Raw genomic sequence first — 23176 nt, 5'->3', positions numbered from 1 at the left:
CCTCCAACACCTCCAACACCGCCTGATTCCCCTCCCAGCCGTCCGCCCCCGCCGCCCGCGCCCCCAGCCGGACCGCCTCGACCTCCGGATACGCGTCCAGCACCGCGCCCACCCCGGCGCGCGCCACCACCACGCACGCCACCCGGTGCCGCGACACCAGCACGCACAGCCGGCCCGTCTCCAGATGGAACGCCGACGCGTCCGCCCGCCCCGAAAGCGGGTGCAGCACCACCGTCACGTCGAACTCCCGGCCCTGCAGCCGGTTCGCCGTGTCGACGGCCACCCCCGACACGCCCACCCGCTCCAGCGCCGCCCGCACCGCCGCCGCCTGGTCGCGGTGCGCCGTGCCCACCGCGATCCGGTCCGCCGTCAGCGCGCGGCCCCCGCCGCCGCGCTCGTCGTGCACCACGCCGCCCCGCTCCAGCGCCTGCCGGACGACGCCGGCCACCGCGGCGACCGCCTCCGAATCCGTCCGCACCGTCACCGCCGCCGGCAGCTCCAGCAGGCCCCAGCCGCGCTCAGCGGCCACCGTCCACACCGCCGCCTCGGGCGAGCCGTCCCCGTCCCCTGCGAACGCCAGCCGCCGCTCGCCCGGGCCCGTGCCCGACCGGAACGGCGTGTACGGGTAGAACGCCTCCGACACCACCGGCGCCGCCGACGCCGGCAGCCGCCACGACACCGGCAGCCGGTGCACCGGCAGCCCCGGGTGGTGCGCCAGCAGCGCCGCCACCGCGTTGTCGGACGGATCCCAGCGCAGCCCCGCCCACTGGCCCGCGTCCACCGTCGCGAACGGGTCCAGCTGCCCGGGGTCGCCCACGAACAGCGCCCGCTCGAAGAGCCCGGCGACCGCCAGCAGCGCGTCGGACCGCATCTGGTACGCCTCGTCGACGATCGCGTGCCGCCACGGCGCCGCCTCCTCGTCCTCCGAGGCGGCCACGTCCTCCCGCTTCACCCACGACCACTTCGCCGCCGTCGCCACCACCACCGGCAGCCGGGCCAGCTCCTTCGCCCGCGTCGAGCCCACCACGTTCGGCAGCGCCGCCAGCTCGTCGGCGAGCACCGCGTCCGAGGCGTGCAGCCGGCCGACCGCCGCCTCCTCGCCCAGCTCGACGGCGATCCGGCCCACCAGGTCGTCCACCTGACTGTTCGTCTGGGCCACCACCATCAGGCGCTCGCCGTCCCCGACGAGCTCCTTCACCGCCCGCACCACCAGCGTCGACTTCCCCGCGCCGGGCGGCGAGTCGACGACCACGCCGCGGTGCGGGCCCCGCAGGTCCGCCAGGATCGCCGCGGTCGCCGCGGCCGCCTCCTCCGCCGGAGTCATCGCGCTCACGCCTCCCACGCCTCCTCCGGATCGCCCTCGGCCGCCGGCTCCGCCCCCACATGCGTCCACGGCACCTCCTCCGGCTCGGGCAGCGGCGCGCTCCGCTGGGCGCCGTGCTCGAAGAGCGTGAAGACCACCCGCTCGCCCTCCTCCGGCAGCGAACCCGGCGCCGGCTCCTTGCCCCGGCCCATCCGGTCCATCAGCCGGATCCGCGCCACGCCGTCCTCGAACCCCTCCGAGACGCCGCGCTGCGGCTTGCCCTCCAGGCCCTCCCGGTACACCGTCACCCCGGCCCCGGGCAGCACCGGATCGTCCGAGCGCAGCACCACCACCGGACGCGGCTTCGGCGCCCGGCCGCCCGCCGCCCGGCCACCGCCCCTCATCGACGGGCTTTGCCCGGCCGCATCACCCTCCCACTCCGGCAGCACCTCCAGCACGGTGCCCCGGAACGCCTCGCCCGCCAGCCGCCGCTCCGCCATCACCAGCGGGTCGTCCAGCGCCTCCTGCGCCTCCAGCAGCGCCAGCGCCCGCTCCCGGGAGGCGAGCTTGCGGGCCGCCGTCACCGCGTCGTCCCACCGCGGCTGCGGGCCCTCGCCGGCCGCCACCCGGTCCCGGTGATGGGTGAAGGACCACAGATCGCCCTCCCAGCGGGACGCCACGCGCGCCGCCGCCGGCAGCGCGCCCACCAGCTCGACGGCCCGCCACACCGCGTCCCACACCGGGCGCAGCTGCCCCTCCGCCAGCTCCCGCAGCTCGGCCCGCGCGAGGGCCGGCGACGCCTCGGCGCCCGAGCGGACGGCCGCGTCGTACCGCTGCAGCGCCGGCGCCAGCAGCCGGTTGTCGAACGCCGGATCGGTGGACGGCCCCGCGACCGGGTACCGCAGGACCCCGCGGCCGTCCCGCTCCCGCTCGCGGCGCAGCGCCTCGGCGGCCCCGTCGCCGTCCGCCGGGGGATCGACCCAGGCCAGCAGCGCGCCCAACTGCAGGTCCTCGTAGCCGGACTGGCCCGTCGCCCAGTGCCGCGCCAGCAGCTCCGTCGCCGCGAGCAGCAGGCAGGAGCCGGGCACCCGGGACCGCTCGGCGTAGTGCGTCAGCCACCGCCCCAGCAGCGGCACCCGCGCGGGGACACGCCACTCCCCGGGGCCGTCCGCCTCCTCGGTGCGGCGGAACCGGGCGGAGCGCCCCAGCAGCCCGAGGTACTCAGCGGCGGCCCGGTTCGGCACCACCAGCTGCGGCGCCTCCGCGACCCGCTCGGTGACCTGCGGCTCCTCCCCGGCCCTGGCCTTCTTCTCCTCGCGGACCACGTCCCCCTCGCTCGCCGCACCGATCTCCGGCAGCAGCGCCTCGGCCAGCTCGGCGAGGAACGCGAACCGCTGCGAGCGGTCCAGCGGCTGATCGACCACCAGCAGTTCGGGCGCGGACGGATCCGCCCCCACCATCGCCGCCCACGGCGCCCCGGCCTCGCCGGCCATCGTCAGCGGCACCACCACCACCGGCCGCGCCCCCACATGCCGATGCCGCACCGCCGTCCGAGCCACGGCCCGCCCCGCGGCGGCGGCCTCCACCTTCGCCAACGTCCCCAGCAGGCTCACCTGCACACCTCGCGGACCCGCGCGAGCCGATACCGCCGACCCGTCGGCCGGAAGCCGTCCCTAGACCCCACGCCGCACCTCCGCAAGCGCCGCGCCCCGCATCGCCGCCGCCGCCCGCAACAGCTCCGCCGCCTCCCCGGACGCCTCCCCGTCGACCGCGGCCCGCACGTCCTCCAGCGTGTGCAGCCCGCCCAACTCCCCCCGCACGCCCCGCCCCAGCGACTCCAGCGACCCGCACCCCCGCGCGTCGGCACGGCAGTGCGCCGCCAGCTCGCAATCCGCCAGGCACTCCGGCGCGAAGGACGCCGGCACCGCCTCCACCGCGGCCCGCAGCTCCTCCGGGTCGCGCGTCGCCACCTGGCGCCGGCTGCCGTCCGGAGCCGGACGCAGCCGCAGGTCGAACGTCAGCTCCTCGGGCAGCTCCGCCGCGATCTCCTCCAGCCGGGCCATCCGGCGCAGCTGACGCCGCGTCACCGCGACCTGCCGGCGGACGTCCACCGCCGCGCCCACCGGGCGGTTGGAGAAGTCCTTGGGGCAGAGCAGCAGCACCTCGTCCGCGACCACGTCGGCGTCGAGCACCTCCCGCAGCGCCAGCACGTACACCGCCGCCTGCCGCGCCGCCGCGCCCACCTTCGCCGGATCCGCCGAACCGTCCAGCACCGGGAACGACTTCACCTCCGCGACCTGCACCCGGCCGTCCGGCCGGACCAGCACCGCGTCCGGCTCCAGCCGGGCCGGCGCGCCCGCCACCTCCAGCTCCAGCAGCGGGTGGTCGAGCACCGACCAGGCGCCGCGCGCCGCCGCCGCCCCGCGCGCCTCGACCAGCGCCTCCCGGGTCAGCCGCAGCCGCTCCTCCGCCGCGCCGGACGCCGCGCCCGCCGCGCCGTCGACCAGCTCCGGCAGCCAGGCGTCGACGCCCTCCGGCGCGCCCGCCGCGGCCAGCAGCGCCCGCCAGCCGTCGGAGCGCACCCGCGCCTCGAAGCCGTTGCCGCGCACCAGCGCGAACTGCGACTGCCCGAACGGCATCGGCGCGCCGAGCCGTTCGGCGACCGCGCCCTTGTCGACGCCGGCGCCGTCCAGCAGCGCGCGCCGCCGGCATCCGGGGTTCGCGGCGAGCGCGGCCAGCGCCCGTGCGTTCATCGGCCGCTGCGCTGTTCCGGCGCCCCGGAGCCGTGCCAGGGAAGCCTCCATTCCACTCACCCCGTCATCCTCGCAGTCCCCACCGACAGCCCCCCGCACCCGACACCCGCACAATAGAGCCGTCCCAAGATCACCGAAGCCCACCGAACAGGGAACGCGCGATGCCCTCCCGCCTGATCCTCGTCCGCCACGGACGAACCGCCTGGTCCGTCTCCGGACAGCACACCGGCCGCACCGACATCCCCCTCCTCGACGAGGGCCGCGCCGACGCGCGCCGCCTCGGCGCCCGCCTGGTCCGCGACCCGTGGCGGGCCCGGCTCGCCTCCGCGGTGGTCCGCACCAGCCCGCTCTCCCGGGCGAGCGAGACCGCCGACCTCGCCGGGTTCGCGGACCGCGCCGCGCCCTGGGACGCGCTGATGGAGTTCGACTACGGCGACTACGAGGGCCTCACCCCGGCGCAGATCCGCGAGCGGCACCCGGGCTGGGTGATCTGGCGGGACGGCGTGCCGGACGGCGAGACGCTCAAGCAGGTCTCCGCCCGCGCCGACACCGTCGTCGACTGGGCGCGCGGCCCGGAGAACGCCGACCCGGACGCCTCCGCGGCCGAGGGGCGCGACGTGGTGGTCTTCGCCCACGGGCACATCCTGCGCGTCATCGCGGCCCGCTGGATGGGCCTGGACGCGGCCGCAGCGCTCAACCTGCGGCTGGCGCCGGCGTCGCTCTCGGTCCTCGACTGGTCGGACGACGGCGTCCCCGCGATCGCCTTGTGGAACGACACCGCTCATCTTGAGGCACACTCCGAAACCTCGTAAAACGGGCGAACCAACCGCCACTCCCGTCGTTGTACCGGGCAGGAGTCCCGATGACGTGACGACTGGACGACCCGAGGAGGGCGACGGCCATGGCGCTTGGCGGAATCGACTGCAACGGGGCCGAGGTGGTGCGGGTCCCGACGCGCCACGGCCTCGAGGCCGTGGACATCCTCCGCCTCCGGGGTGCCTGCGGGCCCGTCCTGCACGACGCGGACGGCCGCGCGCTGGGCTTCCTCGTCCCGCCGGGAACGGCCGCGGCGTGGACGTACCCGGGCAGCGCGATCGGGCTGCCGCCCGGGGCGTCGTGGCTGGTCGCGCCGGTGCCGGCGGCGCCGCGCACCACCGACCCCGGCACCCTGCGCGCGGCCCTCGACGAGGCCAGCACCACCCTCGCCGCCGCCGACACCCACCCCTGACCCCAGCCGACGCCCTATGCGCCCGGGGCGCCCACCACCGTTGGCTGCCTTCGGTTCTTGCGCCCCTCTTCCCCCCGCGGCCGTCGGCTGCCGACGGCGCTCGCGCCCCCGCCCCCCGGGTGGGGCGCCCACCACCGTTGGCCGCCTTCGGTTCTTGCGCCCTTCTGCCCCCGCGGCCGACGGCTGCCGACGGCGCTCGCGCCGCACGGGCGCCGGGCGGGGTGCCGGGGCGGAGGGGCGGCAACAGGAACCACCGCGGGCCGCGATACTGAAGCCGTGCCCCGACCCCGTAAGAAGAGCGAGCGCGCCCCCGTCCGGGAAACCGTCGACACCGGCGAAGCCGCCCTGCTCCCCGACGTCGACCGCCCCCGCGCCACCCTCCTGACGGTCGACGGCGCCCCCCAGTCGTACATCGACCTCGACGACCCCACCTACCTCGAGTTCGAGTACCAGCGCCGGATCGGCCACGTCATCGACGTGATCGCCGCGCCCCGCGCCCCCCTCACCGCGATCCACCTCGGCGGCGGAGCCCTCGGCCTGCCCCGCTACGTCGCGGCCACCCGCCCCCGCTCGCGCCAGCAGGTCGCCGAGATCGACGCCCGCCTCACCGCGCTGATCCGCCGCGAGCTGCCGCTCGACCGCAACTGGCAGATCAAGGTGCGCCAGGACGACGCCCGCGCGCTGCTCGGGAAGATCCCCGACGCCTGGGCCGACCTCGTCACCGCGGACGTCTTCACCTCCACCCGCACCCCCGCGCACCTCACCTCGCGCGAGTTCGTCGAGGAGGCGGCCCGCACCCTCGCCGCCGACGGCGTCTACGCCGCGAACCTCGCCGACGGCCCGCCGCTCGCCTTCGCCCGGGCCCAGGCGGCCACCGTGGCGGCCGTCTTCGAGCATGTCTACCTGGTGGCCGAGCCGACCGTGCTGCGCGGTCGGCGGTTCGGCAACGTCGTCCTCGTCGGGTCCCGACGCGAGCTGCCGGCAGGGGAGTTGAGCCGGCGGGTCGCGGGGGACCCCTTCCCGGGACGCCTGGTCCACGGAACCGAGCTGAAGCGTTTCGTCGCCGGGGCGCAGCCGGTCACCGATGCGACCGCCACCCCCTCCCCGAAGCCCCCGGACGACGCCTTCGGCGTCGGCGGCCAGGGCCGGAACGGCTAGTTCGCCGCCCCGGCTCCGACCGTCAACGCACCTTCAACGCACCGTCAGCCCGACGTCACCGCGAGCCGGGACGGAACCGCCGGTACAGCAGCCCGCCGCCGAGCAGCGCGCCGGCCGCGACCGGCAGCACCGTCGCCGGGTTGATCGCGGAACCGGTGTGCGCCAGCGAGGCCGCCGCCGGGACCGCCTTCGGCGCCGGCGAGGTCACCTCGTGGGTGGCCGTGCTCGGCGCCGGCGGGACCTCGGCCGCCGGGGGAGCGTGGTGCACCGGGGTCGCCGGAGGCTGCTGGTGCTTGGGCGGCGCGGCCGGCGGCGTGTGCGAGCCCGGGTGGTGCCCGGGCGGGCAGTGGTGCCCCGGGTGGTGGTGGCCGGGGTGGTGTCCCGGCGGCGTGACCGGCGGCTGCGACGGGCCGGTCGGAGGCTTCGGGTGGTGGCCGGTCGGCGGCGTCACCGGCGGGGCCGGCGTCACCGAACCGCCGCCGTTGGCGCAGTGGTTGCCGAACGTCGGGTTCAGCAGCCCGACGACGTTGACGGTGTTGCCGCAGACGTTGACCGGCACATTGACCGGAGCCTGGACGCTGTTGCCGCTCAGCACGCCGGGCGAGCCGGCTGCCGTGCCGTGCGCGCCGGAGTCGGCGTGCGCCGCCCCCACTCCGGCGAACAGGGAGCTGCCCGTGGCCAGCGCGGCCACGAGCCCCTTCTTGGCGATGTGATGCATGGTCTCCCCTGAGAAACGTATCCCGGGGCAGCGCCGCTCGGCCTGCCCCCATACGTCCGCCAACGAACGAAACGCCCACGGGTCACGGGAGGCGATTCTCACAATACGGCAACGCTCGCGCACCATCCGTTACCGCCGGTCGGCGTCCCGCACCTCGCGCGCCGCGGCGACGAACTCCCGGACGAGCGGGCCCTCCTCGGAGCCGTCCCACACCAGATCGATGCGCAGCGGGTCGACCCCGGCCAGCGGCACCCAGACGACGTCGGGGCGGGCGTAGAAGGCGCCCATCGACGCGGGCGCGATGGACGCCCCGGCGCCCGAGGCGGCATTCTCCAGCAGCTCGGCGGCGTTGCGGTTCTCCGCGCCCCAGCGCACCGGGGCGCCGTCCGGACGCGGGTCCACGGCCCACCACTTGACCCACTCCTCGGGCGCCTCCCGGGTCCAGCCCAGCGGGACGTCGCGGATCTGCTCCAGCGTCAGCTCCGACTCCCCGGCGAGCGGATGGTCCGCGGGGAGGGCGATCATGCGGCCCTCCTCGGCGATCCGCATCCGGCGCAGCCCCGCCAGATCGGCGGGCTGCCAGACATAGGCGACCTGGACCTCCCCGGCGCGCAGCGCGGCCACCTCGCGGCCCCAGGTGTACTCCTTGAGGCGCAGCTCGGCGTCGGGGCAGCGCGCCGTGAACCGGGCCCGGATGCGCGGCCCGAGCAGACCGGCGCCGCTGGCCTGAAAGCCGAGCAGCAACCGGCCCGCCCGGCCGGTGGCATGACGGCGCGCCACCTCGGCGCACTGCTCGGCGGCGCGCAGCGCGCGCCTGGCGTGGGGGAGGAGGTCGCGGGCGGCCGCGGTGGGCTCCATGCCGCGCGCGGTGCGCACGAAGAGCTCGACGCCCAGCTCGCGCTCCAGCCGGCGGATGGAGTGGCTGAGGGAGGGCTGGCTGAGGAACAGCCGCTCGGCGGCGCGGCCGACGTGCCCGGTCTCGAAGACGGTCTTGAAGTACCGCAGTTCGCGCAGTTCCACGCCGTTGATCCTAGGCGGGCGATGACGGGCTCCGATAGATGCCGTCTATCGGGTGGGCGGTCAGGATGTCTTGGACGCCGCTGGTCGGCGGGCCGCAGAGTGAATGCGTCGCCACCGGTGAGGGACGCCGGGGCCGCAGCCGCGAGGGGATTCCATGACCGCCACCGTGACCGCCGGTTCACCGCGCACCGCCACCGCCGACCGGCCCGCCGGGGACCGCACCGCCCCCGCCGCCCCGAACCGGCGCCGCTGGATCGCCCTGGCCGTGGTCTCCGCCGCCTCCGCGCTCGACACCGCCGGCTTCGCCGTCGCCAACACCGCGATGCCGGAGATCGGGCGGCAGCTGGGGATGGGCGCCGCGGCCCTCCCGTGGATCATGACCGTCTACGCCCTCGCCTTCGGCGGCTTCCTGCTCTTCGGCGGGCGGGCCGCGGATGTGCTGGGCCGCCGCCGGATGCTCCTCGCCGGGCTGCTGGTCTTCGCCGGCGGCTCCGCGCTCGCCGCGGCCGCGCCGACCGCCGGGCTGCTGATCGGGGGCCGGGCGCTGCAGGGGCTGGGCGCCGCGCTGAGCGGGCCGCCCGCGCTGGCGCTGATCGCCTCGATCTTCCCGGAGGGCCGGGAGCGGGCCCGCGCGATGGGCATCTACGTCGCCATCAGCGCCTCCAGCTTCGCCGGCGCGCTGGTCTTCGGCGGGCTGCTGACCTCGGCCGCGGGCTGGCGAGCCACCTTCGTTGCGCTGCTGGCCGTCGCCGCCCTGGCCACCGTCGTCGGCGCCCGGGTGCTCCCGTCCGGCGGCGCCCGGACCCGCGGCAGCCTCGACATCCCCGGTGCCGCACTGATCACCGCCGGGCTGATGGCGCTGGTCTACGGGGTGACGCAGGCCGAGGGCGCGGGCTTCGCCGCCCCGGCCGTGCTGCTCCCGCTGGCCGCGGCGGTGCTGCTGCTCGCCGGGTTCGTGGTCCGAGAGCGCACGGCGGCGCAGCCGCTGATGCCGCCGGCGCTGCTGCGGGTGCGCACCGTGCGGGCCGCGACCGTGGCGGGCGTCCTCTTCTACGCGACCATGGTCGGCCTGCTCTTCTTCGCCCCGCTCTACCTCCAGGGGTTGCGCGGCTGGTCGCCGATCGAGTCCGGCCTGGCGGTGGCTCCGATGGGCGTGACGGTCGCCGCGACCACCGGGCTCTCCGCCCGGATCCTGGGCCGGCTGGGCCGCCGCGGGACGCTGGTGCTGGGCTTCACCACCATGGCGCTGGGCCTCGGCGGCTGGCTGCTGGTCGGCCTCCACACGCCGTACCCCGCGGTGATGCTCCCGGCGATCGTCGTCCAGTCGTTCGGCCAGACGCTGGCCTACACGGCGATGATGGACGCGGCCCTGGCGGGCGTCCCCGGTGAGCGCCACGGGGTGGCGGGCGCCGTCAACATCACGGCCCAGCAGATCGGTTCGGGCCTCGGGACGGCGATCCTCGCCCTCGTCGCCGCCTCGGCGGGGACGGCGGGCCGGGCCGGCACCCTCGCCGGGTACCACGCCGGCACGGCCACGGCGATCGGCTTCGGCGTCGCGGCCGCGGTCCTCGTCCCGCTGCTGCTGCCGCGCGGCCGGCGGTAGGCCCCCCCGGACACGCCGCGGCGCCCCGGTCCTTTCGACCGGGGCGCCGCGGCGCCGTGCCTACCGGGATCCGGCCTTGTACCCGCGCAGCCATGCCGCCCGGCAGGGATCCCCCACCGGATACGGGCAGTCCTCCGGCCGCTCGCCCAACTCCGCCGCGTCCTTGCCCCTCTTGAACGCATGCGCCAGATCACCCTTGCCCACCTGCGCCATGGCACACCCCATCTCCGTAGTTCCGCTCTGCCTACCGCACCGCGAAGCCGCGCGCCACCGACGGCGCCGCTACCGCGCCACCCGCCGCGCCGTCCCGACGCCCACCCCCACCGCCAGCGCCACCGCGGCCACCGCGACCCCGGCCGCCAACGCGCCCACCGCGGCCGCCGCATCGCCCGGCAGCGCCGTTCCGGCCTTCGCCACCGCGTACGGCACCACCGTCGCCACCGCCGCCGCCAGCCCCAGCACCGCCGCCAGCGCCCCCGTCGCCCCGGCCTCCACCGCGACCGAGGCCAGCACCTGACGCCGCGTCGCCCCGGTCAACCGCAGCAGCGCGAACTCCGCCGCCCGGTCCCGCACCGCCGCGATCAGCGTGTTGGCCGCCGCGATCACCGAGAACCCCACGATCATCGCCACCACCAGATAGTTCGCCGAGGCGATCTGCGCCGCCGGCCCGCCGCCGGCTCCGCCCGCGGAGCCCGCGTCCTCGATCATCTGCATCCCGAGCGTCCCGACCGCCACGCCCACCAGCAGCACCAGCGGGCCCACCGACGCCGCCGCCTGCGCGGCCCGCGCCGCGAGGCTCCGGCCCGCCAGCCGCACCGCCGCCCCGGGCAGCCGTCCGAGCAGCCGCCCGAGCGCGGCGACGGCCGGCGCCGCCAGCAGCCCCAGCCCGAGCGCCGCCACCACGCACGCCGGCCCGGCCGTCGCCGTCACCCCGGAGCCCTGGACGGGCATCCCCGTCGCCGTCCCGCCGAGCGCCGCCGCCAGCAGCAGCGCGCCGATCCCGGCGTTCCGCCGCCCCTTCGCCAGCCGACCGTCCCCGCCGCGGGACGCCGGCGCCCCGTCCGCCGAGCCGAGCGCCGCGATCGGCGCGATCCGCGACGCCCGCCGGCTCGCGGCCAGCGCCCCGACCCACGCGGCGAGCAGCGACGTCGCCGCGGCGAGGCCGACCGCCCAGCCGTCCGTCCGGTACCGCAGCGGCTCCTGGACGGCCCCCAGCGCGAGCAGCCGGTCCAGCAGCAGCGCGCCCAGCGGCAGCCCCGGCAGCAGGCCCAGCACGATCCCCGGGATGGTCGCCACCAGCGTCTCCGCCACGACCGTGCGCCGCACCTGACGGGGCGTCGCCGCCACCAGCCGCAGCAGCGCGATCTCCCGGCCGCGGGCCCGCACGGTCAGGGCGACCGCCGAGACGACGCCGTAGGCGACGATCGCCACCGTCCAGCCGCCGAGGATCGAGGCCATCCCGAGGAGCGTCGACGCGTTCTGCCCGTGCGCGGCGCGCCCGGTCGCCAGCAGCCCGGCGAAGGCGGTGAGCAGCGCCGTCCCGGCCAGTGCGACCACCGCCGGGGCGAGGTAGGCGCCGGCCCGGGCGCGCACCGTGCGCACCGCCAGCCGCCCGCTCGTCCAGCGCACCCCGCGCACCCCGCGCGTTGCGCCCGCCGCGCTCATCGCAGCGCCCCCGCCCCGAGCCGCGCCATCCGCCCGGCGACCGCGTCCGCGTCCGGGGCGCGCAGCGTGTCGACGATCCGGCCGTCCGCGAGGAAGACCACCGCGTCGGCCCGCGCCGCCGCCACCGGGTCGTGCGTCACCATCAGCACGGTCTGCGCGGTCTCGTCGACCGCGTTCCGCAGCAGGCCCAGCACCTGCTGCGCCGCGGTGCTGTCCAGCGCGCCGGTCGGCTCGTCGGCGAAGACGATCGCCGGCCGCAGCAGCAGTGCGCGGGCGAGCGCCACCCGCTGCTGCTGGCCGCCGGAGAGCTGCGCGGGGCGGTGCCCGAGCCGGTCGGCGAGGCCGAGGCGGCCGAGCAGTGCCCGGACGGCCGCCCGGTCGACGCGGCGTCCGGCCAGCTCCATCGGCAGCACGGTGTTCTGATGGACGGTCAGGGTGGGCAGCAGGTTGAAGGACTGGAAGACGAAGCCCATCCGGTCGCGCCGCAGCCGGGTGAGGGCGGTCTCGTCGAGGCCGCCGAGCTCGGTGCCGTCCACGGTGACCGTGCCCGAGGTGGGGCGGTCCAGGCCGGCGGCGCAGTGCAGCAGGGTGCTCTTGCCGGAGCCGGAGGGGCCCATCACGGCGGTGAAGGTGCCGCGGGGCAGGTCGAGGTCGACGGCGTCGAGCGCGGTGACGGCCGAGTCGCCGCCGCTGCCCGCGAAGGTGCGGGTGACCTGCCGCAGCGAAAGTGCGGTCGGCGTGGTCGTGCGCCGGGTCGTGCGGGTTGCTTGAGTCATGTCGTACAACGTACGGACGGAAAGGCGGACGGTCCCTGGTGCACCTCCCCGTCCCCGAGCTGAGGAATTCCCCCCGAAGAGTGAGGCTTTGCGTCACGGGGGCCCGCCCCGGCTAGGCTGGACGGCGCACACGGGTGCGTCACGAAAAGGGAGGCCGCCATGGCAGGAGCCGAGGTCCGCTGCCGGATGTGCGGCACGCCCCTGGCGCCCGCGGGGCGCGGCCGTCCGCCGGTCTACTGCTCCCAGGCCTGCCGGGCCCGCGCCTACCGGGCCCGCCGCGCCGCCCCCTCGGCCGGCCGGAGCGCGGCGGAGCCCGCCGCCCCCGTCCCGCACACCGCCGGGAACGCCCCCGGGGGCTCCGCCCAGGGCGCCGCGGAGCGGCCCCTGGAGCGCATCGTCCGCGCCGCGATCCGGGTGGCCGACCGCGACGGGCTGGACGGCCTGACGATGCGCCAGGTCGCCGCCGCGCTGGCGATGCCGCCCATGTCGCTCTACGGCCATCTCGACGGCCGCGAGCGGCTGGTCGAGCTGATGGCCGACGCGGTCTTCGCCGAGCGCCCGCTGCCCGAGCCCGGCCCGCCCGGCTGGCGGGCCAAGCTGGAGCTGTCGGGGCGTCAGGAGTGGGCGATCTACCGGGCGCACCCCTGGGCCGCCTTGCTGATCGCCGACACGACCCGGCCCCCGATCGGCGCCGGCATCATGGCCTACACCGACTGGCGGATGCGGGCCGTGGACGGGCTGGGGCTCGACTTCACCACCATGGTGCGGATCGCCGTCGGGGTCAGCTCGCACCTCCAGGGCGCCGCCGTCTCGCTGGCCCGCCAGACACGCTCGGCCAAGGACCTGGGCAGCCCGCGCAGCCGCTGGGTGGAGGAGCGCGAGCCGGAGATCCGCCGGCTGCTGCGCTCGGCGGGCCTGACGATGGTGGAGCGCTTCGACGAGACCGCCTACCGCGCCACCGAGCCGGACGCGGTCTTCGAGTTCGCCCTCGCGACCACCCTGGACGGCGTCGCCGCCCTGCTGGGCGGGGCGTGATGGCGAGAGTGATGGCAAGACGGCGCGAAAAAGGCCCATGCTCTGCGTCTCCGCAGGTCATGGGCCTGATCTCAGTGGGGTGAGTGACGGGACTTGAACCCGCGACATCCTGGACCACAACCAGGTTGATGTACTGAACTGACGTTCGATTACGGCATCATGCCAGCTCAGACCCTTGGTCTCCGTTCGTTTCAACGGGCACCGAAGGGGGTGTTCAGCAAGATCGTCTCCCCGTTCGCTCCCAAGTGCCCCCGCGCATGCCAGGAGGATAGAACGACGGACCCCCGCGTGAGCGGGGAGGACGCTCCCGGCCCCGTGCCGGCCAGGAGATCGCCCGACGGACCCCCGCGTGAGCGGGGAGGACGGCGAGCAGCGACCATGCCCCGGTGAAGATCCCGACGGACCCCCGCGTGAGCGGGGAGGACGACCTGGACGAGAACGGGCAGGCCACCGTCACCGACGGACCCCCGCGTGAGCGGGGAGGACGCGAACAGCGGAGTTGCGCGGGTCTAGGTCAGCGACGGACCCCCGCGCGCGCGGGGGTTCGTCGACGGGCAGCGGCAAGACGTACTTGATGCAACAGTCGTCCCCGCTCGCGCGGGGGTTCGTCGGAGAGTTGACCTCCTCATGAGCAATCCTAGGGGTCGTCCCCGCTCGCGCGGGGGTTCGTCGACGAGGGCGTAGCCGGTGCTGCGGCGCCGGCAGTCGTCCCCGCTCGCGCGGGGCTGACGGCGTCTTAGTGCACGGCCGTGCGCTGCATTGGGCACACGGTTCGTTTCGGAGATGCAGCGCCGAAAGCCGTGGTGCTTCGCCATTTTGGTTTGACGGGCGGGGCCAGCTTCGGGCCGTCACCTGTCTACCTATGCGGTGTCATCTTGATGATCCGGTCCAGGATCGGGACCGCACACAGGCAGGTAGCGACGGAGGCCGGCCCGGTCGGCGGCACCGTCAGGAGCGCGAAGCCGAGGCCCGCGGTGTCGACGTAGGTCCAGGTGCCGCGGCGGCCGGCGAGAATTTGGGCGGCAGCGTCTCGGTTGGTGAAGGCCACGCCGGCGCCGGGGGCTTTCGCCCGGCCGATCATCTCGGTGGTGAAGGTGCAGGCGACCAGGGAGGAGCCGTCGGCCATGCGGAAGACCGGCAGCGTGTTGGGGGTGTTGGTGAAGGTCGCGGTCGCGTGGAGGCGCGGCGCGGTGTCGGAGAGCCACTTGTCGTTGTAGCCGAGGACGTCGCTGCTGTTGAAGCCGTCTCGCAGCACGGTGGCATCGGGCGGCTTCGGCTTGGGGCCGACGGTGAGGTAGCGGGCGGTCGCCGTGCATCGGGTGCGGGCGGCGTTTGGGTCGGCGGCGAGTTCCGCGCGGCCCTTGGCGTCTCGGGCGACGGGGCCGAGTACTGGAGAAGGGGCGGGCTTGCGGAAGCCTTCCCGCCAGTCCTAGCGCTGCAGCAGGATCGTCCCCGGCTTGGCAGCGAGGTACGCCTGGTAGGTGCGCTCAGCCAGCCAGGTGCCGTTCGGCGTCCGCTCGGTGAAGTAGGTGAGGGTCGAGCGCAGCGCGGTGGAGCGGGAGGTCGCGGTCGGGGACGGGTGGACGGTGCGTCAGCGGCTGGCGACGTAAGCGGTCTCGTCGGTGTTGACCGTCACGAAGTGGCGCGGGTACGCGGTGGCGGCGGGGATCCAGACGTCGGTGACGGGGCCGTTGGTGTCCGGCCCCATCCGGATCTTCCCGAGGCGGTAGACACCGTAGACGTCCTGGGTCTCGCGGAGCAGCTGGCCGGTCTCCCAGCGGGTGATCAGCTTCCCGTCGAGGGTCCGGTCCGCCCGCTGGGTGCCCTGGTCGAAGCTGGAGAAGAGGTCGCGGGCCCGGGTATCGGTGACCAGCGGGGGCGCGCTGGGGCGGGGGTCGGCCAGGCGGCTTCCGGACGGGCCCGGCTTGGGGTCGCCCGCGGCGGTGCAGGACGCCAGCAGCGCGATCGCGGCCGTGGTGGCGACAAGCGCGGTGGTGCGCGTGAAGTGGTGCACCGCAACCTCCTGGCGGCAACTGGACTCTGCCGGCAGCGGCGCGGCTCCGGGGGAGAGCGAGAGGTTCGGCCGGCGGAACTGTCGACCCGTCAGAAAGTAGTGTGCGCCCGAGCCGGATGAGGGCCAAGGGGGTTCGCCGTGCAGGGGGTGGGGTCCTCGTGGTCGGTGAGTGGACGATGGTTGTCTCGGGTCCGTCGTCGATCGCCAAAGCGGTGCACCGCGCACGCGGGCCAGCTACTCGGTGGCCCAGTCGTGCAGCATGCCGGCCATGTCCTCCAGCGCCTCGTCCATGGACGGCGCGGCGCCGATGCCGACCATGGCGCGCAGCAGCAAGGCGGTGACGTCGGCCAGTTCGACGATGACGGAGAGGTAGCGCTCAGGGTTGCTTCGACCCAGCTCGACGAGGCGTTCCCCGACCTTCCCCGAGCCGTCCTGCTTGAGAAACTCGCCCAGTAGCTCGGTGACTTCCGGGTAGGGATCGGGCTTGAGCTTGTCCTCCTGGGCCATGGCCACCAGAAACGCATCGGTTCCGAGGCCGCGGTGCTCGGCCACGACGGCCAGGGTCATGGCGCCGGCCAGACCGATGCCGTGAGCCAGATAGTGGAGCTGGGCGCCGTCGTCCGAGGCGTTCCGCGCCGCTGCGGCGACGACCTTGCAGGCGGGGACGTCGCCGCGCTGCCGCACCACCTCGAGCCGCGGCTGCAGCGCAGCCCGGATCAAGTCCATGACCATCTCGTCTGACGACTGCTCGACCATCCGTCCATGGTGCGGCCCGGCGGCCGGTTTCAGATAGGTGGCCGAGTTGACGCCCTTGTCCCGGTACATCGCGGGTCGGACTCTGTCGAGGGGAGGACCGATATGGGTAACGAAGTGGCAGATCCTGGCTGGGCACGGCGCACATTCGGTCATGACATCACCGAACAGCTGCTGGTGTTGATCCCGACGGCGATCTGCAACGCCCACCAGCGTGCTGCGTCCGGTCACGCGGGGGTGGCGACGGCCACCCTGGAGGCGTACGGCTGCGGTCTGCATGCCGCGCAGTTCGAGGAGCTCGCCGCCGCCCTGGAGCCGCTGCCCGGCGCGCAGCCCCGCAGCGTCCGCGGGCGCGCGGTCATCGTGTTGGACCGCCACGCCTTCTACCCGATGCGGGTGGGCAACGTCGGCAAGACCAACGGCAGGCCGTCGCCGTTCCGGGTGGAGTTCACCCGGCGCTACGGCCCGGAGCCGCTGCAGGAGCCCCTGGAGGGGATGCCGGAGACGCCGGAAGAGATCGCGTTGCGCGAGGGTGTTGGGGTGCTGCCGGAGGACACCCGGCTGGTGCTGGTGGCATATGTGTGCGCGCTCCAGACCGGGCTCACCGAGCTGCGGTGGGGGCGCGCCGAGTTGGACAAGGCCGGCACCATCACCTGGCATCGGGGATCCTGACGGAGAGCTCCCGGCTTGGCGGACTCGCCTCTGCGGGGCGTCGAGCGGCGTACGGTTTGGGGCAGACAGCTCTTCACGAGTCGGCGCACCGCGCGTCGGCGTCAGGCCGTCGAGGAGGCGCCGCCATGCCTGTCGAGGAAGCCGACCCTGCCCCCCAGCTGACGGAGCGGCAGCAGGCCGCACTTCGGCGCGACGCCGCCGCTGAGCGGGCCCGCGGCAACGAGGCGCTGGCGCAGCTCTTCGAGCGGACCGCCCAGGAGGGATTCCCGGAGCCGGCCGACTGCGCGTCGTGGGAGGACATCAGTGAGCGCCTGTGGGCCAAGCACCTCGGCGGTGGCAATCACGGGCATGTCGCCTAAACACGGGCAACCGCGGCGCGCTGCGATCCGCCTCTCGGAAGAGGCCGAGGCCCAGGTCGAGAAGCTCGCCCCGCAGGAAGTCCTTGCCGTCGAGCGGGCTTTGGCCGCCCTAGCCGTAGCGCCCGACCTCGGCGAGCAGCTTCCCAACGGCTTCCGCGACTACCGCCACGACGAGCACGTCCGGATCCTCTATTTCCTCACCGCCCTTCGGACGATCGTGGTCGTCGCCTACATCGAGGCGTGATACCCGGCGGGCCCGTGGACCGCTGAAGGTTCCCGAGGCGAAGGCTGTCGGCGTCGGCGCGCCTGGTCACCAGGTCTGGCGTCCCGGGGTGCCCCATCGCGTCCAGGTGTGCGGCTCCGCCTGGGACCAACTGCCGTCCCGGGTGAACTTCAGCTGCTTCCAGAGCGGTTTGATGACCTTCGGGTCGCCATCGAGCGCGGTGACGATCACCGCGAGCAGCTTCCACGGGGGGATCCAGTCGGACGCCATGTTCGGTTCGAACACGCGCCGGATGCCCTCGACACCACCTGCCATCTCGAAGACAGCCAGGTCGAGATCGCCGGCCTCGATGGCCTCGACCGGGTCGTAGGCCAACCAGTGGGCCGGGGCGTCTCCCGGATCCACTTTTTCGCCCTTGGCCAGCCCTGCGATCGTGGCGTAGTCGGGTTCGCCCGCGGCCAGGCGCAGGCCGTTCAGGGCATGCACGAGGGCGGTGCGGGCCCCGGCCAGCGCCGCCTCCTCGTGCCCCAGGATGGGGTCGGGGACGACGCCGTTCGCGGCGAGCCAGAGGTGGCGCAGGTCCTCGGGGTCCGCGCCGCAGGCCCGGGCAATGGCCACGCAGGTCTCCCAGGTCGGGAGGCGCCCGCCCCGCAGCAGCCGGGAGATCGAGGACTTGTGCCGCCCGGTCGCCTCGGCGATCTCCGCGAGTCGGCAGCCGCTGCGGATCCGCATCTGCGAGAGCGCGGCGCACAACTGCCGCTGGGAGCGGTCCGTCGGACGGGATGACATGGCGGAGCCGGCCGGCGGCTCGCCGTCCACGGGGGCGGGCGCGGCCAGGCGCCTCCGCTTCAGGTACCCGCGAGCCCTCTTCGCCGCCTTGTCGTTGCCCCAGCGGTAGCGGGCCGTGTCGGTTCGCAGCCGGGCGGCTTCGGCGATGACCGCCCATTCGACGCCGTCCTGCCGTGCCGTGTAGGCGCTGACTGCGGCCAGGTCGATGACATCTTCGATGAGGTCGGCGGCGAAGGCCAGGGCAGCCGTCGGTTCGGCGAGGTCGAGTTCGCCGACGGCGGCGTTGCTCTTGGCCGCGAGGCGGGCGGCGATCTCGGAGGCCGTCAAGAGCTCGCCGTCCAAGCGTATGCACCGCTCCTGCGGGGGGCGGGGTATGGAGAGGCGTGCGGATCCGGATGGCCGGGATCCGCCGGCGCGTCCAATGGGGCCATGGACGCCGCTGGTTCTGCTGGAACTCACTGAGCTGCGCCTTTCGTTCCTGGCGTGGGCGACGGCGAGGGGATGCGCGATGACGGCCCGGCGGAGATTCCTCCGGGCGGAGGCACGGAGCATGAGGTTGGCCGGCCCTTCCGGCCCGGGACGCCATGCCCCGGGCCGGAAGGGCCGCCGGTCAGCGCAGTCGGCGCCAGATCCGCTGGTAGCGGACGTAGGAGCGATTGGCGGCCACGACCACGGGCAGGGTGCTGACCACGTTCAGCACCCCGACGGTGTCGTGGTTGAGCCAGGCGGCCAGGACGGCCACCAGCCCTATCAACGAGCCCACTCCGACGTTGACTTCCAACGCAACGCCCCATGACCGGACATCACGGGGGTTCCAGATTCGGCCGGAGATGGTAACTTCACCATCGTCACCGGGGCGTTGGCCCTGGTCGGCGGTTTTCGGGCGGGGGTACACGCGTCCTCCTGTTCGGATTGCCGATGACTGCGCCCCCGCGCACTCGCGAACCCGTGCTGCCTGCAAGCAACTTGACGGGTCGTGAGCCGCGGGGGCTGTTCGGTTTTCTCCGAGGCTAGCGTGTCGCAGAGTGGTGAATGGCCGTTCCTGGGGCGAGCGAGAAAACTTCCGTCGACTTTCCGAACGAGGGACGTCGCAGGGCTTGTGTACCGCACTCGGTGGTTGCTCGACCTCGTACGCTGAGCCCACCGCATATGCCAGGGGCGACCAATCCCGAGGTAAACGCCACCATTTGGCAGCTGACATGACATCAGCTGTCGGTTGATTGTGCGGTATTGACTACCGTCGGTAGTACTTGGCGCCTTCCGGACGCCATGGATCGGGAATGTGCAGTGGCGCCGGGCGGATCGGCGTCCTCCATGCTGGCAAGACCGTCGAGGAGGCGGTTCAACGTCCTGCAGGTCGCCGCCGGATCCACATGATGGAGTACGCGCATCCCGACCGCAGCGGCTGGCGGCAGGTTCACCGCCGTGTCGTCGACGAACAGGCACACCTCGCCGGCCAGGCCGAGCGTGGCCAGCGCGTGGACGTAGATCTCCGGGGACGGCTTCCGGACGTGCTCGACCTCGGACAGCACCAAGGCATCGAACTCCGCCTCGACGCCGAGCTCCCGATACGGGTCGAACGGCTCCAGGCCGAAGGAGTTGGAGAGGATCGCGGTCTTGACGCCTCTGGCGCGGGCTCGGCGCACCACATCGACCATCGCCGGGTCGAGGCGGAGGTTCGCGAGGGCGCGGCGCATGAGGTTGGTCGGGTCGAGGCCGAGGGTACGGCCGACGACCTCGTTCCAGTCCTGCTGCGTCGCGCGACCCACCTCCAGGGCGGCGTAGACATCGATGCAGTCGGGGTCTACCGCGAGGGCGCGGAGGTAGGCGCCGGGTGGCAGTCCTTCCGAGCGCTCGAAGGCGAGCGCGTTCTGCCGCATGCTGGTCGTCAACACCCCACCGAAATCCAGGATCAGGCCGCGAACTGCGGGCTCGCCGCCGCTCATATCCACATCGCCGCCTCTCGGGCCGCCTCGACGCTCGCCTTCAGGGCTTGGACGGCGTCCGTGTCGAGGGTGTCGAGGTACTTCGCGTCGGCGTCGGTGGCGGTGATGCGGGCGACGACGTCCTGGGCGCCGCCCTCGGTGCCAAGCTGCTCCAGTGCCCGGACTTCGGCGAGCCGGCGGTCGACCTCGATGACGCGGGCGGCGTAGCGGTCGAGTTTGGCTACGCGCTCCTCGATGGCCTTGTGGGCGGTGGCCAGTTGTTCGCGGCGGCGGCCGAGTGCCGCGCGGCCGTCGTTGCTCGTGACGGCGACGCGGGCGTTGTCGAGGTCCTGCTGATGGGGCTGGAGGTCGACTAGGTCCTTGGCGATGCGCCAGAGCTGATCCGGGAGCTCGACCTGGTTCCGGATCCGGTCGATGGCTCTGGTCCTGTGGGCCTCGGAGTGCAGCACCGTGTCCACGCTGTTCTGGGCGCGCTCGACGAGGCCGCGGTCCTTGTCGGGCAGGGTGCGGGGGTCGATGTAGCGGACCCGGGAGGCCAGGGCTAGCTTCCAGGCGCGGTAGTGCTCCCGGTCGATGTCGTTCACCGAGACGGTGCCGTGAGTGACGTCCGCGAGGAGGCCGATCAGGGACAGCCCCGCGCCGGCGGCCACCAGGCACGCCACGGCGCCCAGAACCGTCGCGACGACTGAGTCGAAGCTGAACATCCACCAGGCGAATGCTCGCGATACTGGCCCGGCCCCGGCGACGAACCAGAGAACCCCGCCGTTGTCCACCATTCGCTTGCCGGGCCCGGGCGGGGCCCAGTCGGGCTTTGCGGGGCGCTTCGGATAAGACGGCGGCACCCTGTGTAGGGGCGTCTGCTCCAGGCACTGCCGCTCTGCGGCGGGCAACTCGGGATCGACAATGCAGCGGGGCCGTGATGACGTGGACACGGACTACTCAACTCCCCGGGGTCGACGCGATCGTGGCGCCCGTCGGACGGGGTGTCCGTCGACGAGGTACTACGCGGTTCCAGAGCTCGCCGCGGGCACGGCGGTACAGGTACGGCGCCGCCGGAGTTCATCGAAGTAGCTGGGCTCCCCGTCAGCTCAGCGTGGCATCCTCGCTGGCAGAGCGGGATGCGAATCCCGCCATGCTCTAACGTGTCGGTTGTCCATGGACGAGACGGATCGAGGTGCCTGTGCCGAGCAAGCCGCTGCCGTACGAGCGGATCGCCAACGAGCTGCGCGTGGGCATCATCGACGGTCGGCTGGCCGCCGGCGCGCAGCTTACCGGCGAGAACGAGCTCATGCAGCGCTACTCGGTGGCGCGCGAGACCGCGCGCAAGGCGCTTCGCGTGCTGCGTGACGAGGGCCTGACCCTCACTCGGCGGGGCGTCGGGGTGTTCGTCCGGGACGCCCGGCGGGTATCGCGCCACGCCTCGCGGAATCCCGCCATCGCCGCGGTCGACGAGACGTCGGCGGGCATGGTGGGCGTCGAGGAGGTCGCTGACAACGTGACCGCCCCGGAGCACATCGCCCGCGCCCTGGGCCTCCGGGAGGGCGAGTTGGTGTGCCGACGCGTCCAGCGGCAGTACGCGGGCGTCAGCACCACGAGACGTTCCGCGCTGTACATCCCGATGGGCCTCGCCGTGGAAGCGTCGATCACGGAGTTGGACTTCGGCCCGGGAGGCGCCGAGGCGCGGCTCCGCGAGGCCGGCCACGCCCCGGCCAGGGCAAACGAGGTCATCCGGGTACGCATGCCGTTCCGTCCCGAAGCGGAGGACATGCGGATCGAGGGCGCCGTTCCGATCGTCACCATCCTCAGGACGGACTACGACCGGAACGGCCTGGCGGTCCAGGCCAGCGAGACCGTCCTGGACGGCTCCCGGTACGCGCTGGAGTACGACTTCCCGCTGCCCGAGGCGTAACCGGAGCGCACGGCGGCCGGAGTTCATGTCTCGTCCAGCGCCGCGAGGTGGCTCTGGAAGGCCACGGTGAGGCTGTCGAGCACGGCGCGTCCCTTCTCGGCGGTCGCCTTCGAGGCGAAGCCGATCACCCCGCTCTTGGTGAATCCCTGCATCCCGAGCGTCAGCAGGAATCGGCGCGCGCCTCCGTCGTGGTCGGCGTCCTCGTAGCCGGGCCGCACCAGCTCGGGGGCCCCGAGAAGGCCATAACCACGGCCCTGGGAGCCCTCCTGGCGGCCGAACGGGCCGCGCTGCTGTCCGGGCGCGACGATGAGTTGGTCCTGGTCCTCCTGGACGCCTATACCGGCCTGCGCTGGGGCGAGCTGGTCGGCCTGGAGCGGGAGTACCTTCGGCCCGGCGCCGTCCGCGTGGAGTGGCAGCTGTACCAGTTGGACACCGGGGAGTTGCTGCGCTGCCCGCCGAAGGACGACTCCTACCGAGCGATCGACCTCCCGCCGTGGCTGGACGGCCTCCTGACGGCTCATCTGGCCACGGTCCCTGCCGGCCCCTGCCCCTGCCACGGGCTCGCCTACGCCTTTCGCGGGCGCGGCGAGCCCGGCTACCAGGGGGCGGTGCGGATGGAGGACGTCGCGCGCCGCGCTGGCGTTGCCCGCGCCACCGTCTCGACGCTGCTCAACCACCCCGAGCGGGTCGCCGAGGCCACAGCCGACCGCATCCGCAGAGCCCAGGCGGACCTCGGCTACCGGCGGGGGCCCGCCGAGCGGAGGCCCATGGCGCACTGGCGGCGCAGCAGCTTCGCGTCCTGGGTCTTCACACCCGCCGTCTCGGGCTGGTACCCGAGCCGGGGCGCGTCGATGGAGCCGCACCCGGTGCCGGTGCTCGCCGAGCCATGGCCTGGCGTGCCGGTTCGCGGCCGGGGGGCGGCCGGGCGGGCGGATGCGTCCTGGTTGCCGATCGCCCGCGGTCTGACCCCGCACGGGCTGCGCCACACCCACCGCTCCCTCATGGAGCAGCTGGGCACCGAAAAGGTGCTCATGGATGAGCGCATGGGGCACAGCGACGGCTCGGTCTCGGCCCGCTACGCCCATGTGACCCCGGCCATGCGGGCGCGGCTCATGGACGGGATCACCGGGATGTGGACGGAGTCGCTGCGCGCCCGGAAGGCGCTCAGCGCGTCCTCTCCCGTCCGGACTCTCGACCGGCTCCTCCGGGACTGAGGCCGGCGGCACCTGCTCCGGCCCGGTGCCGTCCCCTG

25 protein-coding genes and 1 pseudogene are annotated in these 23176 nt (G+C 74.4%); 10 read left to right on the top strand and 16 right to left on the bottom strand.

Annotated elements, in window-relative coordinates:
- From BIV57_RS18560 to BIV57_RS18550, 3 genes are all read right to left on the bottom strand, one after another.
- Positions 1 to 1324: AAA domain-containing protein (locus tag BIV57_RS18560; RefSeq protein ID WP_071657971.1), on the bottom strand; the 1324-nt coding region annotated here is incomplete at its 3' end.
- A gap of 5 nt (positions 1325 to 1329) precedes the next feature.
- Positions 1330 to 2916 (bottom strand): hypothetical protein, encoded by a 1587-nt coding sequence (locus tag BIV57_RS18555; RefSeq protein WP_071657967.1) that lies wholly within the window; start codon positions 2914 to 2916, stop codon positions 1330 to 1332.
- A gap of 60 nt (positions 2917 to 2976) precedes the next feature.
- A complete protein-coding gene (locus tag BIV57_RS18550) occupies positions 2977 to 4056 on the bottom strand; it encodes a hypothetical protein (RefSeq protein ID WP_419185729.1) in 1080 nt (359 codons plus the stop codon).
- 161 nt (positions 4057 to 4217) lie between these two features.
- On the opposite strand from BIV57_RS18550, the gene BIV57_RS18545 reads away from it, so the two are divergent.
- The 3 genes from BIV57_RS18545 to BIV57_RS18535 all read left to right on the top strand — a co-directional run bounded on the left by BIV57_RS18545 (position 4218) and on the right by BIV57_RS18535 (position 6442).
- Positions 4218 to 4868: a histidine phosphatase family protein gene (locus BIV57_RS18545; RefSeq protein ID WP_071657965.1), complete on the top strand. Its 651-nt coding sequence runs from the start codon at positions 4218 to 4220 to the stop codon at positions 4866 to 4868.
- A gap of 89 nt (positions 4869 to 4957) precedes the next feature.
- Positions 4958 to 5284 carry a hypothetical protein gene (locus BIV57_RS18540; RefSeq protein WP_071657964.1) on the top strand — a complete coding sequence of 109 codons (327 nt, stop codon included), beginning with the start codon at positions 4958 to 4960 and terminating at the stop codon, positions 5282 to 5284.
- 276 nt (positions 5285 to 5560) lie between these two features.
- Positions 5561 to 6442, top strand: coding sequence for a spermidine synthase (locus tag BIV57_RS18535; protein WP_071657963.1), 882 nt, complete (start codon positions 5561 to 5563; stop codon positions 6440 to 6442).
- A 55-nt stretch (positions 6443 to 6497) separates the two neighbouring features.
- On the opposite strand, the gene BIV57_RS26580 is transcribed toward BIV57_RS18535, so the two are convergent.
- Together BIV57_RS26580 and BIV57_RS18525 are read right to left on the bottom strand one after the other, a co-directional pair.
- Positions 6498 to 7160, bottom strand: a complete 663-nt coding sequence (locus BIV57_RS26580; RefSeq protein ID WP_071657962.1) for a chaplin — start codon at positions 7158 to 7160, stop codon at positions 6498 to 6500.
- 129 nt (positions 7161 to 7289) lie between these two features.
- Positions 7290 to 8180, bottom strand: a complete 891-nt coding sequence (locus tag BIV57_RS18525) for a LysR family transcriptional regulator (RefSeq protein WP_071657961.1) — start codon at positions 8178 to 8180, stop codon at positions 7290 to 7292.
- A 154-nt stretch (positions 8181 to 8334) separates the two neighbouring features.
- Here BIV57_RS18525 and BIV57_RS18520 point away from each other — a divergent pair, with 154 nt between their 5' ends.
- The gene (locus BIV57_RS18520) at positions 8335 to 9783 is read left to right on the top strand and encodes an MFS transporter (RefSeq protein ID WP_079170464.1); all 1449 of its coding nucleotides are present in this window, start codon (positions 8335 to 8337) and stop codon (positions 9781 to 9783) included.
- A 60-nt stretch (positions 9784 to 9843) separates the two neighbouring features.
- Here the strand turns inward: BIV57_RS18520 and BIV57_RS25360 are convergent, their stop codons facing one another.
- The 3 genes from BIV57_RS25360 to BIV57_RS18510 form a co-directional block, all read right to left on the bottom strand.
- Positions 9844 to 9987, bottom strand: a complete 144-nt coding sequence (locus BIV57_RS25360; protein ID WP_175548799.1) for an Rmf/CrpP fold protein — start codon at positions 9985 to 9987, stop codon at positions 9844 to 9846.
- A 78-nt stretch (positions 9988 to 10065) separates the two neighbouring features.
- On the bottom strand, positions 10066 to 11448 hold the full coding sequence (locus BIV57_RS18515) for an FtsX-like permease family protein (RefSeq protein ID WP_071657960.1): 1383 nt from the start codon (positions 11446 to 11448) through the stop codon (positions 10066 to 10068).
- On the bottom strand, positions 11445 to 12224 hold the full coding sequence (locus tag BIV57_RS18510) for an ABC transporter ATP-binding protein (RefSeq protein ID WP_071657959.1): 780 nt from the start codon (positions 12222 to 12224) through the stop codon (positions 11445 to 11447). Before BIV57_RS18510 ends, BIV57_RS18515 begins: the two co-directional genes overlap by 4 nt.
- A 159-nt stretch (positions 12225 to 12383) precedes the next feature.
- Between BIV57_RS18510 and BIV57_RS18505 the strand changes: the two genes are divergently transcribed.
- Positions 12384 to 13259, top strand: coding sequence for a TetR/AcrR family transcriptional regulator (locus tag BIV57_RS18505; protein ID WP_079170463.1), 876 nt, complete (start codon positions 12384 to 12386; stop codon positions 13257 to 13259).
- A gap of 856 nt (positions 13260 to 14115) precedes the next feature.
- Here the strand turns inward: BIV57_RS18505 and BIV57_RS18500 are convergent.
- From BIV57_RS18500 to BIV57_RS18490, 3 genes are all read right to left on the bottom strand, one after another.
- A complete protein-coding gene (locus BIV57_RS18500) occupies positions 14116 to 14514 on the bottom strand; it encodes a hypothetical protein (RefSeq protein ID WP_071657957.1) in 399 nt (132 codons plus the stop codon).
- A gap of 336 nt (positions 14515 to 14850) precedes the next feature.
- Positions 14851 to 15273, bottom strand: a complete 423-nt coding sequence (locus BIV57_RS18495; RefSeq protein ID WP_071657956.1) for a hypothetical protein — start codon at positions 15271 to 15273, stop codon at positions 14851 to 14853.
- A 234-nt stretch (positions 15274 to 15507) separates the two neighbouring features.
- Entirely contained in the window at positions 15508 to 16098 is a 591-nt protein-coding gene (locus tag BIV57_RS18490) for a hypothetical protein (RefSeq protein ID WP_071657955.1), read from the bottom strand.
- A 105-nt stretch (positions 16099 to 16203) separates the two neighbouring features.
- On the opposite strand from BIV57_RS18490, the gene BIV57_RS18485 reads away from it, so the two are divergent.
- From BIV57_RS18485 to BIV57_RS18475, 3 genes are all read left to right on the top strand, one after another.
- Positions 16204 to 16698: a hypothetical protein gene (locus BIV57_RS18485; RefSeq protein ID WP_079170462.1), complete on the top strand. Its 495-nt coding sequence runs from the start codon at positions 16204 to 16206 to the stop codon at positions 16696 to 16698.
- 125 nt (positions 16699 to 16823) lie between these two features.
- Positions 16824 to 17057, top strand: coding sequence for a hypothetical protein (locus BIV57_RS18480; RefSeq protein ID WP_071657953.1), 234 nt, complete (start codon positions 16824 to 16826; stop codon positions 17055 to 17057).
- Entirely contained in the window at positions 17047 to 17301 is a 255-nt protein-coding gene (locus BIV57_RS18475; RefSeq protein ID WP_071657952.1) for a type II toxin-antitoxin system RelE/ParE family toxin, read from the top strand. Before BIV57_RS18480 ends, BIV57_RS18475 begins: the two co-directional genes overlap by 11 nt.
- Positions 17302 to 17367: 66 nt before the next feature.
- On the opposite strand, the gene BIV57_RS18470 is transcribed toward BIV57_RS18475, so the two are convergent.
- From BIV57_RS18470 to BIV57_RS18460, 4 genes are all read right to left on the bottom strand, one after another.
- Complete coding sequence (locus BIV57_RS18470; protein WP_071657951.1) at positions 17368 to 18411, bottom strand: helix-turn-helix domain-containing protein; 1044 nt, start codon at positions 18409 to 18411, stop codon at positions 17368 to 17370.
- Positions 18412 to 18679: 268 nt separating this feature from the next.
- On the bottom strand, positions 18680 to 18832 hold the full coding sequence (locus BIV57_RS25355) for a hypothetical protein (RefSeq protein WP_175548798.1): 153 nt from the start codon (positions 18830 to 18832) through the stop codon (positions 18680 to 18682).
- A 442-nt stretch (positions 18833 to 19274) separates the two neighbouring features.
- A complete protein-coding gene (locus BIV57_RS18465; RefSeq protein ID WP_071657950.1) occupies positions 19275 to 20015 on the bottom strand; it encodes an HAD family hydrolase in 741 nt (246 codons plus the stop codon).
- Complete coding sequence (locus BIV57_RS18460) at positions 20012 to 20719, bottom strand: hypothetical protein (protein ID WP_071657949.1); 708 nt, start codon at positions 20717 to 20719, stop codon at positions 20012 to 20014. Before BIV57_RS18460 ends, BIV57_RS18465 begins: the two co-directional genes overlap by 4 nt.
- Positions 20720 to 21189: 470 nt before the next feature.
- Here BIV57_RS18460 and BIV57_RS18455 point away from each other — a divergent pair, with 470 nt between their 5' ends.
- Positions 21190 to 21924 carry a GntR family transcriptional regulator gene (locus BIV57_RS18455; protein ID WP_079170460.1) on the top strand — a complete coding sequence of 245 codons (735 nt, stop codon included), beginning with the start codon at positions 21190 to 21192 and terminating at the stop codon, positions 21922 to 21924.
- Between the two features lie 23 nt (positions 21925 to 21947).
- Here BIV57_RS18455 and BIV57_RS26175 read toward each other — a convergent pair whose 3' ends face one another.
- Positions 21948 to 22076: a creatininase family protein gene (locus tag BIV57_RS26175; RefSeq protein ID WP_245797796.1), complete on the bottom strand. Its 129-nt coding sequence runs from the start codon at positions 22074 to 22076 to the stop codon at positions 21948 to 21950.
- Between the two features lie 23 nt (positions 22077 to 22099).
- Between BIV57_RS26175 and BIV57_RS18450 the strand changes: the two are divergent.
- Positions 22100 to 23138 (top strand): annotated as a pseudogene (locus tag BIV57_RS18450) (LacI family DNA-binding transcriptional regulator); the annotation flags it as partial.
- Between the last annotated feature and the right edge of the window lie 38 nt (positions 23139 to 23176).

It is taken from the genome of Mangrovactinospora gilvigrisea (genome assembly GCF_001879105.1).
Classification (GTDB): domain Bacteria; phylum Actinomycetota; class Actinomycetes; order Streptomycetales; family Streptomycetaceae; genus Mangrovactinospora; species Mangrovactinospora gilvigrisea.
Note: the sequence above shows the minus strand (reverse complement) of the source record. Positions and strands in the feature narration are given on the sequence as shown.